17 protein-coding genes and 1 pseudogene are annotated in these 15,697 nt (G+C 64.7%); 11 read left to right on the top strand and 7 right to left on the bottom strand.

The features are described 5' to 3' along the window. From DEU38_RS22365 to DEU38_RS22345, 5 genes and pseudogenes are all read left to right on the top strand, one after another. Positions 1 to 143 (top strand): annotated as a pseudogene (locus DEU38_RS22365) (IS3 family transposase); the annotation flags it as partial. Between the two features lie 897 nt (positions 144 to 1,040). Then, a complete protein-coding gene (locus tag DEU38_RS22360; protein WP_114723600.1) occupies positions 1,041 to 1,259 on the top strand; it encodes a helix-turn-helix transcriptional regulator in 219 nt (72 codons plus the stop codon). After that, entirely contained in the window at positions 1,256 to 1,738 is a 483-nt protein-coding gene (locus tag DEU38_RS22355; protein ID WP_114723584.1) for a hypothetical protein, read from the top strand. Before DEU38_RS22360 ends, DEU38_RS22355 begins: the two co-directional genes overlap by 4 nt. 256 nt (positions 1,739 to 1,994) lie before the next feature. Next, positions 1,995 to 2,468 (top strand): recombinase family protein, encoded by a 474-nt coding sequence (locus tag DEU38_RS22350; protein ID WP_114723583.1) that lies wholly within the window; start codon positions 1,995 to 1,997, stop codon positions 2,466 to 2,468. A gap of 593 nt (positions 2,469 to 3,061) precedes the next feature. Further along, positions 3,062 to 3,505, top strand: coding sequence for a hypothetical protein (locus DEU38_RS22345; protein WP_147283568.1), 444 nt, complete (start codon positions 3,062 to 3,064; stop codon positions 3,503 to 3,505). 444 nt (positions 3,506 to 3,949) lie between these two features. Here DEU38_RS22345 and DEU38_RS29890 read toward each other — a convergent pair whose 3' ends face one another. Next, the gene (locus tag DEU38_RS29890; protein ID WP_174910367.1) at positions 3,950 to 4,255 is read right to left on the bottom strand and encodes an N-acetyltransferase; all 306 of its coding nucleotides are present in this window, start codon (positions 4,253 to 4,255) and stop codon (positions 3,950 to 3,952) included. Between DEU38_RS29890 and DEU38_RS29430 the strand changes: the two genes are divergently transcribed. Continuing rightward, positions 4,151 to 4,882, top strand: coding sequence for an AAA family ATPase (locus DEU38_RS29430; protein ID WP_397484745.1), 732 nt, complete (start codon positions 4,151 to 4,153; stop codon positions 4,880 to 4,882). The two genes, DEU38_RS29890 and DEU38_RS29430, sit on opposite strands and share 105 nt — an antisense overlap. Before the next feature lie 405 nt (positions 4,883 to 5,287). On the opposite strand, the gene DEU38_RS22325 is transcribed toward DEU38_RS29430, so the two are convergent. Both DEU38_RS22325 and DEU38_RS22320 read right to left on the bottom strand, forming a co-directional pair. Next, entirely contained in the window at positions 5,288 to 6,001 is a 714-nt protein-coding gene (locus tag DEU38_RS22325) for a hemerythrin domain-containing protein (protein WP_114723578.1), read from the bottom strand. 12 nt (positions 6,002 to 6,013) lie between these two features. Then, positions 6,014 to 6,664, bottom strand: coding sequence for a TetR/AcrR family transcriptional regulator (locus DEU38_RS22320; protein WP_114723599.1), 651 nt, complete (start codon positions 6,662 to 6,664; stop codon positions 6,014 to 6,016). A 1,193-nt stretch (positions 6,665 to 7,857) separates the two neighbouring features. Between DEU38_RS22320 and DEU38_RS22315 the strand changes: the two genes are divergently transcribed. Together DEU38_RS22315 and DEU38_RS22310 are read left to right on the top strand one after the other, a co-directional pair. Next, positions 7,858 to 8,067 (top strand): hypothetical protein, encoded by a 210-nt coding sequence (locus DEU38_RS22315; RefSeq protein WP_147283566.1) that lies wholly within the window; start codon positions 7,858 to 7,860, stop codon positions 8,065 to 8,067. An 81-nt stretch (positions 8,068 to 8,148) separates the two neighbouring features. Then, positions 8,149 to 9,105 (top strand): ferritin-like domain-containing protein, encoded by a 957-nt coding sequence (locus tag DEU38_RS22310; RefSeq protein WP_114723576.1) that lies wholly within the window; start codon positions 8,149 to 8,151, stop codon positions 9,103 to 9,105. 24 nt (positions 9,106 to 9,129) lie between these two features. Here DEU38_RS22310 and DEU38_RS22305 read toward each other — a convergent pair whose 3' ends face one another. The 3 genes from DEU38_RS22305 to DEU38_RS22295 form a co-directional block, all read right to left on the bottom strand. Further along, complete coding sequence (locus DEU38_RS22305; RefSeq protein ID WP_114723575.1) at positions 9,130 to 9,369, bottom strand: hypothetical protein; 240 nt, start codon at positions 9,367 to 9,369, stop codon at positions 9,130 to 9,132. Positions 9,370 to 10,078: 709 nt separating this feature from the next. Beyond that, positions 10,079 to 10,639, bottom strand: coding sequence for a TetR/AcrR family transcriptional regulator (locus DEU38_RS22300; protein WP_258558104.1), 561 nt, complete (start codon positions 10,637 to 10,639; stop codon positions 10,079 to 10,081). Further along, positions 10,639 to 11,151: an FBP domain-containing protein gene (locus tag DEU38_RS22295; protein WP_258558103.1), complete on the bottom strand. Its 513-nt coding sequence runs from the start codon at positions 11,149 to 11,151 to the stop codon at positions 10,639 to 10,641. Before DEU38_RS22295 ends, DEU38_RS22300 begins: the two co-directional genes overlap by 1 nt. Positions 11,152 to 11,642: 491 nt before the next feature. Between DEU38_RS22295 and DEU38_RS22290 the strand changes: the two genes are divergently transcribed. From DEU38_RS22290 to DEU38_RS22275, 3 genes are all read left to right on the top strand, one after another. Continuing rightward, positions 11,643 to 11,945 (top strand): VOC family protein, encoded by a 303-nt coding sequence (locus tag DEU38_RS22290; protein ID WP_114723572.1) that lies wholly within the window; start codon positions 11,643 to 11,645, stop codon positions 11,943 to 11,945. Between the two features lie 767 nt (positions 11,946 to 12,712). After that, positions 12,713 to 13,336 carry an RNA polymerase sigma factor gene (locus DEU38_RS22280; RefSeq protein ID WP_114723571.1) on the top strand — a complete coding sequence of 208 codons (624 nt, stop codon included), beginning with the start codon at positions 12,713 to 12,715 and terminating at the stop codon, positions 13,334 to 13,336. Beyond that, a complete protein-coding gene (locus tag DEU38_RS22275; RefSeq protein WP_147283565.1) occupies positions 13,329 to 14,264 on the top strand; it encodes a hypothetical protein in 936 nt (311 codons plus the stop codon). The genes DEU38_RS22280 and DEU38_RS22275 overlap by 8 nt, the downstream gene beginning before the upstream one ends. 518 nt (positions 14,265 to 14,782) lie before the next feature. Here the strand turns inward: DEU38_RS22275 and DEU38_RS28155 are convergent. Then, a complete protein-coding gene (locus DEU38_RS28155) occupies positions 14,783 to 15,541 on the bottom strand; it encodes a hypothetical protein (protein ID WP_147283564.1) in 759 nt (252 codons plus the stop codon). Positions 15,542 to 15,697 lie beyond the last annotated feature (156 nt).

Genomic DNA, 15,697 nt, shown 5'->3' with positions numbered 1-15,697 from the left:
CGACCCGTAACGACCTTCGGATCGCGATCGTCACCTGGATCGAACGGACCTACCACCGCCGCCGACGCCAAGCCAGGCTCGGCAAATTGACCCCCGTCGAATACGAGACCATCATGACCACACCAGCCACTCAGGCTGCGTGACCGAACCTGTCACCTGATCGTGCAGCAGTCCCATGGGTCGGTCGGGGTTCGGTGTCGCCGCATGAGGTGAGGACCAGGGGCAGTAGAAGTGCGGCGAGGCAGGTCTGGGGTCGCATCGGGTGTGTCAGGTGCTATCACCCGCGTGGATTACATGTCCCGCTTTGGGACCAGCGCTGCGGGTGACGATGCCGCCTGCCTCAGCGGCTGCCGCTGTCCGCGGCGCTTGACGACATGGGTTCTGGCTTCCGCGTACCGGACTGAGTCTGCTGCCATTCGGCGCGGTTCACCGATACCGGTGCATTGGCTTCTGTGCGCGCCGGTGATTGGTGATCGGTAGCCAGTCGTGAAGTTCTGCACACATGTTGTCGCAGAAAGGATTTCGGCTCGGTGGTGCGTGCGGCCCGCTGTGAACCGTCATCGTAGTTGTCATTTCCCGGAGCCCCGACCTGCGGTGTGACAACTGGTGCGACGACGGCAGGGCGCGATCGTTGTCATCGAAGTTGGCATTTGTTCGCGGCTGTTTGTTGACTGAACGAAATAGGCGGTTAGGCCGATCAGCGGGCTGGTGCGTGCCCAGCCCGGCTCGGCTCGACTCTTGCGCGCGCACCGAACCAACTCGAACCGGACCGGCGTCAACGGCCAACCGCGGAAGGGAACGGCGGGCTGGTGCCGGCGAAGTGTCTCACCGTCCGTGTCGCAGAGTCGACCGATTACGCGACGCACGGCTGCGGTCATCCATCCCCGCACCGCGACGATCCGCATTCGTGATGTGCACTCGGGGCGGGTTGTCGGGGCGGGTTGTCGGCGAAGCCAGTCCTGGTGGGGATCTTGGTGGCATGGATCCCGAAAAGACAAGTTGACTTGACTATTTGTGTCAAGGCGGCTTTACTTGCCGTCATGCGTGGACATGCTGGCGCGAACCAGGTACGAGAGCACAGGCGACTTGCCGGTTTCACTCAAGCCCAGGTGGCCGCCCTCGTCGGAGTCAGTCGGCAGAGTGTCGTGTCCATCGAGCGGGGCGATTACGCCCCCAGTGTGTATCTGGCCCTGCGGTTGGCGCGGGCGATCGACTCGAGTGTCGAGGTGCTGTTTCCCCTAGGCGAGGAGTCGGAATGAGCAGGTTGGTCAAGGTCTTGAGATTCGTCGGTGATCTCGACGACGACTTCTACGCCGATGAGCGGCAACGGGACGTGTGGAACGAGGCGTCCGCGGTCGGGTTCCAGTTCTTTTACTGGGTGGCGCTCCTCGCCGCTGCTGTTCTGCCGTGGGCGGCGGGACGGGCCGGGGCCTGGATTGCGCTCGGCCTGCTGATCACGTGGCTGTTCGGTTCCGCTGTCACGATGACGTATGCCCGGCGGCACTACGTTGACCCTGGATCGACCGAGAACTGGTTGCGTCCAAGGGTTTTCCTCGCTGCTGTCGTGTACCTGATCGGCGCGCTCGGGGTCGTCTCGGAACTGCTGCTCGCCACCGGGGTCGGCACCTGGTTCGGTGTCGTGGTCGGCGCCGCCGGCGGTCTGGTCGCGGCTGCCTGGTCGGTGCGGCGCAAGCGCCGGCGCAGAGCGGAACGCGACCTTCTCGACGAGGACTTCTGAAGCCGGACGTCACGCCCGGCCGGGTTGCCATGGGGATGCCGAGCAGGCCGCGGGCTACGCCGGATTCTCCGCGGCCGACGCGCCGCCATATGGGGTGCGGATCTACGGCTGCACACTCGGAGACGAGAGGGTGCGTCGACTCGTGGTCGACTTTCTCGACAACGGGCCGGGCAGTTACGTGGCAATGCCCGCCGAGTAAGCAGAGTGCGCCAGGTCAGGCGGGGGCGGCGGGGAGCCGCAGGGGCTGCACCTGTGAATCGCCAAACTGGTTGTCATCTCGGAGGCTTCTGACCTGCGCACTGACAACTGCTTTGACGAGCTGGTCATCACCCGGCTCGACCGGCTCGGACGGTCGGCGCGCGATCTGCACGACATCGCCGACGAACTCGTGCGGGCCGAGGTGCGCCTCAATATCAACGGGATGATCTACGACCCGACCGACCCGATGGGCAAGATGTTCTTCGGCATGCTGGTGCTCATGGCCGAGTTCGAGGCCGAGCTCATCCGGGCCCGCACACGGGAGGGGATGGCCGAGGCGAAGAAGGCCGGCAGGTTGAAGGGCAAGCAGCCGAAACTCTCCGTCCTGCGGCGCAAGAAGCTCCTCGAGGACTACGAGTCCGGCGAGTACGACACCAAGCAGCTCTGCGAGATCGCCGGGCTGTCCCGGTCCGCGATGTACGCCACGCTGCAGCGCGCACGAGAAGACCGCGAGCAGGGTCAAGTCGCGTAGCTCGACAGGTTCGGTGGCGACGCTGTAGCTGATTGGTGATTGAAACTGAGCGCTTCATCGAGGGCGGCCGCGCGAGTACCGTCAAGCCCGCGGCCCGGCCACACTGCGCACGCGATACAAGCGCTCTTCGAATCGGGCCGCAGCTGGCGGCACGCATCTTGCTAGAGGGATCACAGCTGTGATCTTCAGCCGTAAGTGGCACGGTTCTGAGGGTTGAACGTGGCATTGGCGATCAGGCTGTAGAACGCCAGGTGGCAGTGCCGGCGGCTTCTGAAACTGATAAACAGGACACCCGCTCGGAATTCTCAAGCAGTAGGGCGCATCAGTAGATCGTTCCCATCTCGGTTCGTACCTCATCGAGTGTCTGTTGGGCGATCTCGTTGGTGCGTACGTTGCCTACCTCAGGACAGCTCGGTCGTGGTGCGATGACGGGGGCCCGGTTTGATGAGTTCTCGCGCGGCCGGCGGTCTATCTGTGCGAGGGGTCGACTATTGCGTGCTTTCGGACGCGGAGCGTACGGCCTGACGAAATGGAACGATCGCGGTGCTGGGAGGTCAGGGGCGCCCGGGCCGCGGACTATGAGAGGACCAACAGTGACAGTTACCGCAGACATCATGCGTCCGCTCGACAGCGTCATCGGACGGTGGAGGACGTCGGGAACGGTGTTCGACGAGTATGGGCAGGAGGTGGTGACAACCATCGCCGGCACCGACGAGTACGAGTGGATGGCCGGCGGTATGTGGGTCATCCATCGTGTCGACGTGATGATGGGCGACGACCATGTACAGGCCCTTGAGCTGATCGGCGACCACGACACCGAGACCGACACGTACACCATGCGGGCATTCGACGGCTCCGGGACGTTCGGGACGATGACCGCACGCCTGAACACGGACGGCACGTGGACGTTCCTGGGCGAAGGGATGCGCAGCACGCTCCGGACGTCCGAGGACAACTCGTCGATGACGGCCTGCTGGGAGCGACAGGACGAGTCCGGCCACTGGATTCACTGGATGGATATGGACTTCGCCGCCTGACAGCGCGCATCAGGCCTCGGCCGCCACGCCACTTCCAACCAACAGAACACCGCATCCACGACACCGACCCCGATTCGCACGGTATCTAGGTTCCCGTGCTGCCCGGGACGGACGGCACGCATCAGCGTATCCAGCGAAGAAGGCCGCGACGCGCGGAGGGGCGCGCGGCGACAGGAGGTGTGAATCGCCACCGTAGTTGTCATTTCCCGAAGCTCTGACCTGCGGTGTGACAACCAATGTGGCGATGGCAGGGTGCGATCATGGTCATAGAAGTTGGCATTTGTTTCGGTCAGGTGGCCAGCTTGCCTGGAATGTACCGATCGCGGACGTCCTTCAGGTCACTTTCTTGTGTAGGAGGGAGTGGGCTCGGGTGAGGAGGCGGTCCGAAGTCTGTGGCGGAGATCGTGCTCGACCTCGACCGCCTTACCGTGTTTCCCCCGGTTGTCAGATGGTTTCGGGGACGATCTGCAGCTGCAGAATCTCTTCCCTGCCGATGGACTGCCCGGTAGGCAAGAATCCGCATGATTCGTAGAGTGACATGGCAGTGGAATTCTCGGGGGCTACCCCCAGGTGTAGTACCTGCGCTCGGAGTTCCTCGTGGACTTGACGGATCACCGCGCGAACCGCCGCACGGCCCAGCCTCCGATGCTGAAAGCGGTGGTCAATCATCAACCGGTAGAGCCAGACGTGACCGTCATCGGGATCCGGACCGTACATGACAAACCCAACGATGTCGCTCTCGAATTCCACTGCCTGGGTCAAGAAGCCGGGCAGGAACCGACTCTCGGCAATCGAGTACAGGTTCGAGGCAATCAACCCGCGCTGATCGTCAGCGACGTCGAGTTCGGACACTTCCTCCCAGTTCTGTCGACCCAGATCTTCAAGTTGCACTGTCGTCCTCACGGCCCGGTTCTACCGAGAACGGCCGTACCAACGCCACCGATTTTCGGCGCTGCCAACTCGCTGCCCGCGTCGCGCGGCGATGAGGTGCTGCGCCTGGTGGGCCTGAGCGAGGTCGCGAATAAGAAGGCCGGCGGATTCTCGCTCGGCATGTCGCAGCGGCTCGGCCTGGCCGGCGCGCTGCTGGGCGACCCGAAGGTGCTGCTGTTCGACGAGCCGGTCAACGGTCTCGACCCCGAGGGCATCGTGTGGATCCGCAAGTTCATGCAGAGCCTCGCGGCGGAGGGGCGCACCGTTCTGGTGTCGAGCCACCTGCTGTCCGAGATGTCGCTCACCGCAGAGCATCTGGTGGCACCGGGCCGCGGACAGATCGGCTACTCGGCCGCGGGGCGCGCACGCCGGCGGCATTGCCGCGAAGACGATCACAGCCAGCCGGGACGCCGCCCTTGCCCGTGCCGAGCAGGTCACGCGCAGTGAGGGCGCGGATGTGGTCGCCGACGCGCTGCACGGGGTCCGGACCACCACCGGTGCGCTCACGCCGGACGACTTGCCGATCGCGGATTATGACGAGTTGAACGTCTCGGCGGCGGTCGCTGAGATGAGGGAGTTGACCGAGGCGGCCGGCTGGGTTCGACGCCGACTCGCAATTTCGGGCACATCGCACCGTATCGCGGTCTTTCGGTAGGCGGAGGACTCCGGGAAGTGCCAACCGCATTGACGGTCCACAAAGCGAGTCCAGTTGGCCACTTCGCCAACCTGGTCGCGCGCCGCGCCGCACTTCGGGATGTCCTCGACGCGGTCGGGGTGCTCGGGCCGAGCATGCAGCGGACTGACGCGCGGGCCGCCACGTCAACGAGCGCCCCCGCGCCCGTGCCAGTGGATTTACCGGGGACGGTCCTCCATCAGTGACAGGTTGAGCGACGGCACCGCAGCCGCTGGTCCGTCACGCCACAGCAGGGCGGCTTTACGACGGTAGCTCCGGGCAAAGCCGTGGAGGATGACGAAGCGCGGCACGGCCGGGACCAAGCGCAAGATCGCCTCGCGGTCATCCGGTTCGAGCCCGTCGATGACCCAGTGCCCTTCAGCGCCGAGTTCCGTGAAGCTCTTCGGTTTGACGAAGTGCTCGTGCTCGACGGCGAGGTACTCGGCGGTGGTTATGGTGGCGGCGACGACCGGCATCATCTCGAGTTCTTCACGCCGCAGGTGCGGCAGCAGGACGTCGCCCAATCCGGCCAGCGCGACGAGCAACTCTTCGCGTGCGGACCCGTTGTCACGGTAGGCGTGTGCGGCCTCCTCCAGGGCGGCGACCGCCGGGGCAATCCGTTTGTGGTCTGCGTCCATCTGGTCGAGCAGCGCACCCGCCGCCGGATTTCTGGACCGAATCAGCGGCCACAGTCCGACATCCTCGCCAGTGTGGTGAATGTGCAGGAATCGCATCATCCAGAGCACGTGCGCCGCGAGCTTACGGCGACGCCTCCCGTCCGGGTACGGCTGGGTCTCGAGTACCATCCGGGTTCGTTCCAGGTCCCGGCGCAGCGCGCTGTGGACGATCCCCATGCTTCGTATGTCGGCAGGCTCATGCAGGTTGGTCTCCATGGCCCTCTCCTTTCACTCTTCCAGAGCCAGGAGCCTGGTGATGGCTCCGGCAAGCCAATCCTCGTACTGCCCAGGGCTCCAACCGGCGCCGCCGGTCAGGAGCTCGTAGACCTCCACCGTGATCACGGCCCAGAGCCCATCGCTCTCGGTGGAGCTCAAGTCACGGCCCGTCATCAACGCCCCGGCTACCTGCACAGTCATGCGCTGGCGGCGCCGCTCGTCCTCCAGCCTCGACGCGAGTGCCGGCGCCACGGCCGACGCCTCACGCAACGCCCGCATCAGCCCCATGGTGCGTCCATTTATTCCGGTGACCAACGACGCGGCCGCCGCGGCACGTTCCCGGTGTGTCCCATGGGCGAGTGCGGCGAACTCCGGGCGGTCTATCAGGGCCACGGGCTGATCGTCGCCGACCACCGCCACGTCGAGGACCTGGTTCAGCAGTCCCGGCTTGGAACCGAAGTTGGCGTACACCGTCTCGAACGACACACCCGCCGCGCTTGCGATGTCGCGCATCCCGGCGGACCAACCGCGATCACTGAACAGAGCGGTGGCGGCATCGAGAATCCTGCGCCGAGTCTCCTCGGCCTGACGTCGTCGAAGCGTCGAGTCGTACTGTCTAGTCCTCGCGGAGACCGATGCAGCGCGGGGTCCGTCTGCGCCCATGTCCCTATTCTGTAACTCGCTTTCTTTCAATACAAGTGCTATCAAGCCAAATTATCGATCCCCGCCAGTCCACCGCGCCGAGCAGGCCGAGCAGCCGTTCGGATTCCACCGACGTAGTGGTGGGGGACTGGGCATCCGCGGATGCGGCTAGAGCGCCGGCGGTTTGGTTTGTTCTGGGGCTTCATCCCGACCTCGGTGCCCCTGCGACAGAGGTGATTTCGCTTTCATTCGCCGTACATCGGTCCGGGGGCACAGTTGATGACTGCGTTGCATCCGATTGAGGACCCCCAGAAGCGCAAGGACGAGGGCATTAGGCGCCGTCCCCTTCTCGATCACCGGACCGTCCGGCAGTGAACCCGCACCGTTTCACCGTCCCGGAGTCGGCGTTAGCGGGAAAAACGTCGGGAATCGTGCTCCTCCGGGATGCTCCCGGAACGCGACCCTCAGCCCGGGCACGACGTGGTGCCATCCATGAACCCACGCGAATGACCACTGACCGCTGTCCAACGCAAGGATCGTCATCCTACGAGCTGCCGGGTCCCATGCGCTCGTTGTGTCGAGTAGAGGGCACTGAGCGACTACGGTGCCTGTTCTCGACGGGTCATGATGCATGGCCTGGTGGGCTGAGGGCCGACAATTCTCACCTAGCATCTTTGATTCACTCCATGTGGCGGGCCATTTCGGTAGGCCGACCGTAGTCGCGCCAGCACACCGCCTGGACTCGTACCACGGCAGCGAAGCGCTGCTCACCGAACGCGGTGACAGGTGGTTCGACGCCGGCCGGATACGGACCGGTTTGGCCATCCCGCACACCCGTTCGACAGCTCAGTACGGCGCGGACAGGGCGGCCATCGGACGCAGGGCCCGCGAACAGGGCATGCGAACAGGGCATGCGAACAATCAAGCCCTGTCCCGTACTGTCGCTCGGCCCGCCTCTGGTTGAGTGCGATCGGCCCCGTAATCGCCGAGGGCTGTGGGCGATCGCACTCTCGCAGAACCTAGCGGCGGGCACGGGCCAGGGCGACGATTCGTCGAGGCTGCAGCGCGTCTGGGTTGCTACCAGATTGTTGAAATCCGTTGTGGGAAAACACTTGAATGTCTCTTGACGACTCAACGGCACTGTCCGGTAACGAGCCTGCATGGGTTCGGAGAAGGCCCCGGCGAGCGCGTCGGTGCCGCCTAGGGTGGCGGGCATGGGTGTGAACCAGAAGACGATCGGGTTCGATGTCGTCGAGCGGCGGGAGGTGCCGCAGCCGGAGATCGACCGCCTTGCGCGTAGTACGTGGCGGTCGCTGACAGCCACGCGGGAGTCGTGTGAGCATCCGCGGTGGGTGAACAGCGGGCCTGTCGCTGATGCGGAGGCGTACGTCGTGCACCGGTACGAAGGGACGGTCGCGGGCTGAGCTGACCGTGACGGTTGGTGCGGTCGACTTGTGGGTAAGCGCGGCGGGGAAATGACCATCGACCCTGGAACGGAGCCTGCTATGCCCGACACATCGACCCTGATCACGCAGTTGCGCACGATTCTCGACCTGACGAACACCGAGATACAGGTGGCGGATACCCGCAGGGCGCAGGCCCGCACGGAGGCCGTGGCCACCGAGCTGGCCCGTAACACCGACAACGCGCGCGACCGGGCGGACGCGATCGAGCGGGCCCTGCGTGAGCTGGGCGGTCTCCCGGATCTGGTCGGGCCGCTCCTCGGACGCGCCGCGTCAGCGGTCAAAACGGTCACCGAACAGGCACAGCCGTTCGACGAAGCACTGCTCGGCGACCTCGCACTCGAACATCAGCTCCTCGACCGGGCCCGGTACCTGAAAGCCCTGGCCACCGCCGAACACGATCCGGGCGTCGTGCAGTTGGCGGAGCGGCTGATCATCGCGCATTCGGCGACCGTGGAGTGGTTGACGACGGTCCTCGCGGAGGAAGCACTCGGCGGCCCCGCCGCCCTGCGCAGGACACCGATGCAGGCCGCTACCGGGGCCGCGGTGCGATTGGTGAACACCCCGATGTCGTGGTCGGCGAAGGGCTTGGACCGGGCGATGGACGCGGCCCGCTCCACCGGGCCGCGGATCGACCGGCTACTCGGCCGCGGGGCGCACGCCGGCGATATCGCCGCGAAAACGATCACTGCCAGCAGTAACGCCGCCCTCGAACGCGCCGAACACGTCACCCGCAGCGAGGGCGCCGACACGATCGCCGATGCCCTGCACAGCGTCCGCACCACCACCGGTGCACTCACGCCCGGCGAGTTGCCGATCGCCGACTACGACGACTTGAACGTCTCGGAGGCAGTCGCCGAGGTGAAGGAGCTGACCGAGGCGGCCGATGTCCGGGCGATCCTCGCGTACGAGGAGGCGCACAAGAACCGCCACGGCGTCGTCTCGGCAGCTCAGACCCGTCTGGCCGCGATCGCGCAGGAAGCGACGGGCATTCGCTGAACCCCGCCACGTTCCGGCGTCCGCTCAGCTGCCGGAGCGGGAAAGGCATTCGGACAGTAGGGCTTTGCCTTGTTCGCCGCCTTTGCGGCTTTCTGCCTGTGCTCTTGTGAAGAATTCGGCGAGCTCGTTGTCGCCGTCGCGTTCGGCGTCCTGGACGTAGGTCTCCATCCGAAGCGCGTTCCTCAGTGACGCCTCGACGAACCAGATCAGGTTGCAGTCCTTGTCGCGTGTGCCGGTGATCGAGCCGGTGTCCTCGTTCGCCATCAGATAGTCCCCCTCTTCTCCGGACTGGCGATGGTGCCGGCGGGATACCCAGTAGCGGCGACATCGAACCGGCTCGAGGTGTCGCGGACGACGCGGCGTCAGGTGTGCGGTCGCCACAGCGAAGACAGCCACCGGGTTCCCAGACCGGTAGACGGGCCACGTGGCGGTCGGCTTCGACTACCCGCGATGGTCGACCACGTTTGATCGTGGGCGACCGTCTTGCGTCCTCGAGCGTAGGCGCCGATCGCCTTGCGGTGGCCGACTGCACAGAATCCCCTCTGTTGCAGTCAGCGTGCACGACGGCGCCATTGTCGCGTCTGCGCGACGGTCGCACCGCCGGAGTGGTCGCGAGACAGGTGGACGATTGCGACGGCCGCGAGGGTCCCGTCGACGTCAACGAAGGCAGTTCGGTAGGACCCGTTTGACACGGTCGAGTTCGTTGCGCGAGCTCGCCCTGTAGGTCACCGTCGATCTGTGCACCCTCCGAGGATCGCGGCGAGCACCGCGGCCGCGAGGAGGAAGAACACGACGGGCGAGCTCTACTCGCTGCTGCTCAGGTCTGTCCACGCAAGCGCTTGCGCGATAGTCGCGATCACGTAGAGACCGATCGCCGAGCTCGTGTGGTGGACGACGTTTGGTGCTCCTTGACAGCTGGCCTCGTCGGCGCGCCTGCGCGGCCCCGGTGGATCGAGCGACATAGCCGACAGCGTCAAGCGCACTCCGCGTGGATGGCCGAGAGCATGACGGAGCGCAGGGAGATTGGCGGATCGTCGGTGATGCGGGCGATCCCGGCGAGGCCGACGGCGAGCATGAGCAGTCGGCCCGCGGCTTCCCGGGCCCGAGCCACGTCGAGGTCACGGCGAACTAGGACGGACGCAAGCACGTCCGTCAGTCGGGCGAGCGACTCGACGTAACTGTCCGCGACGGGCTTGCGTAACTGCGCGTGCGCCGCCGCCTCGGCCCATCGGGCCATTGCGTGACCGTCCGTCTCGCCCAGCAGATCTTGAAAGAAGTTCGTCAGCGCCTCGAGCGGTTCGAGACCGCTGACTTCCACCCCGTAGGCCTCGATCTCCCTCGCGGCATACTGGCGCCACGCCTCGGCGGCGAGTTCGTCGGTCGAGGTGAAGTGATGATGAATTTGCCCCTGTGATCCGCCGAGTTCCTCCGCGACCGTGCGCGCTGTCACAGCGCCGAGACCGTCCCTCGCCACGACCGTGGCGGCCGCATCGACGATGGAGCGTCGGCGCTCGGTACGTGCCAGATACGCCATCATTCACTCCGTCGTGCAGTTCGATCGAGATCCGACACCGACCGTAGGAACGTCACTGTTCGCTCCCGCAGCCCTTGTCGGCGCCGTTCTATGGTCTCCTCGGCCGGGGGGTCGAGTGGTCCGACGATCGGCTTGCTGTGGACATTCACGCTGCAGTCGAGATCAGTACAGACGTGGAGCCCCAGCGTACTCAGCCGCTGACGCTTGTCCCTGGACGGGCGTGGCGCGGTGAAGAGTGAAACCTCGTTGAACCGTCGAGCGAACCGGCACAGGTCGCACATCACTGCGCGAGAACCGAGGGCGGCTTGGTTCGGGTTCTGCCGAAGGATGACCCCGAAAGCCTCGTCGTCGACGTCGGCGACCAGGTAGACCCGCATCGGAGCCCGCAGGTCTCGCCAACCGAGGTAGTCGATCCGATGCCAGCGCACCTCGTCGAACCACGTCGGTAGGTGAACCTTCTTCTGCGCCGGATCCAGGTTCACGATTGCGGCATGCACTTCTGCCCGTGTCATGGGCCGCATGACAACTCACCCCACAAAGTTGTATACCGATACAAGTTGTATCAATGTACAACTTTGCTCTGCGGCGTTCGTTGCGCGGGCGGGCAAGACGCTGGGCGCCCGCGCTCGGCCTGGTCACTTCGACGAGCACGCCCCCCGAGGGAAACGTCTGACGCGCGAGAATCCCGTGCGTGTCAAATGTAGGATTCCCGGTCTTCGAAGCTGATCCTCGTCATGCAGTCGACGTAATCAGTTGTGCTGGTGGCTGTCTGGCTCGGCATCTTTGATTGGGTGGGTTACGACTGGAAGAGCTACTGATGGCGGGTGGTCAGGCTTCGTCAGATGACACGGGTCGCCGAAAGATCAGCAGATGGAACTGGCGATACCAGTGGCCTCGAGCGGTACGACGAATGGCCAGTCACCCCACCGCTGGATCTAGTCGCCGACCGTGACGGCTATCGCGAAGTCCTGCCCGGGCGTCGGGCCCAGGCTAGCCTGAGTGGATGATCACGCATGTCGCTTCGGCGGTTATCTACGTGGCCGACCAGGACGAGACGCTCGCCTTCTACCGCGACATTCTCGGGTTCGAGGTCGTCTCCGACGCTGACATGGGCAATGGTGCGCGTTGGGTTGAAGTGCGACCTGCAGGAGCGCAAACCACGATCGTCCTTTCGCCCGCGGACATTTTTGGGCGATCGTCTGGTGACGGGGCCTTCCTGACCTTCGCAAGTGACGATGTCGACGAAACTGCACAGCAGCTGTGTGCACGTGGGGCAACAGTGTCAGACGTGGTCAGGGAGCCCTAGGGTATCTACGCGACCGTCGCCGCTCCAGACGGCCACAAGGTCCAGTTCAATCAGCGCATTGCCGCGAACGAGTAGAGCCTATTCCACGCTCGAGCAAGGCGTCGACATGATCGCTTGCGCATTGTTGCTATCCGGGATACGCATGGCGGTCCACTATGTCGTGCACTGGCCGCAGCGCGGTATCACGCTGAAGCGAGCCCAAGCCCGAACTGCTCCGAGCGCTGTGATGGATGAGGGGCCGATCCTCACGATGTGGGATCGGTTCTCCGACCTCGGCGAGCTCGATGGCCATGTACTCGACACGTCGGGCGAAGCGGAAGAAGCGCAGTGCCCAGCGGGTGGGAGAGGCCATTCGCGATGGTCGTTTCCCGACGGTTTGCAGCGTAGCGACTGGACCTGCAAAGGAAGGCGGTGTCTCAGAGACTATCTCGCGAGAATACACGGCCAGCCTTGCGAGAAGCACTCAGCGGTGCATCATCGATGACTGTCTCCAGCCACAACATCACCTTTCGCGTCGATGGTGATGCACCTCATAGGGATTCACCTGACGGGACGCTCACCATTTTCGGCGTGATGGCGAGAAGGAGACCGGATTCTATCCGGGTCGTCGCAAAGCAGTCCGACCGTAGCCCGACCCGGCCTAGGGGACGCTTGCCGTCCTTGTGTGGTCCACGAACCGTCCACAGCAACGGCACGGCCGCTGGGATTTCATCCACGCCGTCTGCCCTGACCGTGAACCGGATCCAGCGCCCGTGACAAATGAGCATGTGGACACTGATGTACTCCGCGAGGTTCCCTGCCCGCGAGACAATGAGCTGATCGCCCGGTCGCTGACGGATCCGGACGCCTTCGCGGGGATCTTCGATCGTCACTTCGGCACGATTCATCGCTATCTCGCTCGTCGGGCGGGCAGCGATGCGGCCGATGATCTCGCCTCGGACGTGTTCGTGGTCGCGTTCGGTCGTCGGGCGGGTTTCGACCTGGCGTACGAACACGCGCTGCCCTGGCTGTACGGAATTGCCGGCAACGTTCTGCACTCGAACCGTCGCCGCCTGGGCCGGGACATCGCCCTGCTCGCCCGCCATCCCAGGCCAGACAGCTCGTTGCCATTCGAGGACCGGGTCGACGCCTCGATAGACGCCCGCTGCGAGGTCCGCGCACTCGAGCGCCGGCTGCGGCGACTCTCGCAGGCAGATCTCGACACGCTGCTGCTCTACGCGTGGGGAGACCTCAGCTATCCCGAGATAGCCGAGGCGCTGCAGATCCCTACCGGAACCGTGCGTTCTCGCTTGAACCGGCTCCGCCGCAAACTGCGTGAACCGGAACCCGATGAACTCACAACAACAGGGCGACAGCAGACCGAACCGGGGCAAGGAGATGGACATGGGTGACTTCACGGAGATCCGCAGTCGGCGACCCGAGCCGCAGCCTCCCCGTGACGAGGTCATCCTCCGAGCGAGACGAAACCTGATGCGCACCGTAGAAATCGAGAAGTCCACGCAGCGATCGGCGTCCGACGCCACCGGGTCATCGACGACGGTCGTCACTCTCGGTAGGTTCCGTCGCCGGCCAGGGCGGGTGACGGCGGTGGTCAGCGCCGCCTGTGTCGCCGTCTCGGTGTTCGTCTTCGCCGCAGGATACGACCACATGGGTGTACCCGAACAGAGCCAGGTCGTCACGGTGGGTGCGGCCCGCACGCTGGAGCAAACCGCGGACTTGGTCGCGGCGATGACCGAGCCGATCGAGACCGGACCGATCCGGCACCTGCAGTTCACCAACCTGACCGATGCGGATCACCCGACGTACGACACCTTCGTGCGCCCGGACGGAACCGCACTCGTCGGCAAGGTCGGCGGGGACCTCCACGAAACTTCCGGATACCTGACGAGCGCGCAGCTGGCCGGACTTCCTGCCGACCCCTACCAGCTGCGGACGCAAATGCTGAGTCTGTCGCAGCAGCTCGGACTCGGGTACGTCGACGAAGCCCCTGACCGGGCACTTTATCGGCTGGCGACCAAGCTGCTTCCGGACCCGGCAGTCACGCCCGAGGTCAAGGCCGGGATCTACCGAGTCCTCGCCGGGCTCGACCTCGAGGCGATCCGGGCACGCGACCTCGGTATCGGTACGGATCGGACCGGGCGGCCCGGCTATGTACTCGAGTTCACCTTCGAGGAGGGCTACGTCGACCGGATGGTGATCGACAGTGGGTCCGGAGCGCTGATCAGTGTCGAGACACTGGACCGCGGCGGAAGGTTCTTCGGCGGTCAGGTCAACGTCTTTGCCGAGATGGTCGACCACATGCCGCCGGCGCACCCCTGAGACGTGAGTGCGGTCGTCGATGACAATGTGCACACGCGTCAGCTGAGCTCTCATCCGGCGCCCATCTCCCAAGCCGTCCGCTTGGTCCCCAGACCCACGTCGTCGGCGAGGCGAATCGTGACGTCCTGAGCGTTGGAGGTATGGAGCGAGATCACGTTTGTTCGGACTTCTTGATCGCGAGGCGGGCGGACATGGGGGGAGTGTGACCGTGTTGAATGGAATTCGGACATCTGCTTTCGCGACGTCCGATGCGGGCAGTGAAGGCGCCGGACGCCGACTGACGCACCGGTTTTCAGGATCTGCTAGGCACCCTGCTGTGGGCTCGGAAGGTGTTCCGATAGGCATGGGGAGACACTCCGATTGCCGCGTGCAGGTGCTGTCGCAACGACGCCCCTGTGGTGAAGCCGACCTCCGCGGCGATCCGGTCGACTGGGAGGTCGCTGATCTCCAGGAGGTTGCGGGTGCGCTGCGGGGTCGACCGCCACGGACCCCGGTGCTGGACCAGACCCACCGCTTTCTCAGTCGGCGAAGTTGTCGGTGTAGCCGAGGAAGAGCGTCCGCCTGCGAGTCAGGGCGTCCTCGAGGCGAGTCCATCCGGGCGCGTCAATACCGCCGTAGATGGGCTTCAGCTCCTCGATGAGTTCATTCGCCTTCAGCAGGGACAACGGCGTATCCCGTTCGAATCCAATCCAGGACGCACCGATACCAAGTGGACGATAGCCGTAGGCGTCGGCGAGATGACGAGTGACGGTGTAGTTCTGGAACGTGTCCCAGTCGACGCTGAAGTACCCATTCGGGAAGCCGGCGATTGCCGCCAGACTGTCGCGGACCGGCACGTGGAGAACGTGGATTTCGTCGTCGAGAATGGTGGTCGGGTCGTCGTTGACGGCGGCCATCCGGTCAATCCAGTCGGGAGGGCATTCTCGAGTGCCGTGCAGTTCGTCCCAGCTCGGTATGAGTTCGCTCCTGCCGAGCTGAGCCGCCGCATGAGCGACCTGCCGGAGCTCGAAGCGCCGTTGAGCGCCTGGGTCGTTCAGAAAGTCGAGATCGTCTGTCGCAACTTCGAGTTCATCAGCCTCGCCGGCGTGCATGCTCGTGTACGAGGCTTGGGCGAGATCGTCGAGCGTGATGAAGATTCGGGAGTCGAGATTTGCGGCTCGTTCTGCAGAAACCAGCGTCAGAATGTCATCGACGTCCTGAATGTCACTTAGTCGTGCGCGCGTCAAGACGCTGGCGCGGGGGTCCTGAGCTCCGTCGGGAATCCGGTCGATCTTCACTGACTCATGCTAGCTCTACGGCCCGTTGCTGCTACGGCCGCCGCGGCGAGACTGACACAGCCGGGCACTTGGATAGCCTGCAATGGTTCACGAGGCCTGTCGGAATCAGTACTCTACAAAGCTGTCTCATCTCCTGGCGGTAACATAACCTTCAAT

Origin of the sequence: Rhodococcus sp. AG1013, from assembly GCF_003350365.1 — a bacterium.
Taxonomy (GTDB): Bacteria; Actinomycetota; Actinomycetes; order Mycobacteriales; family Mycobacteriaceae; genus Prescottella.
This window is presented reverse-complemented; position numbering and strand designations above follow the sequence as displayed.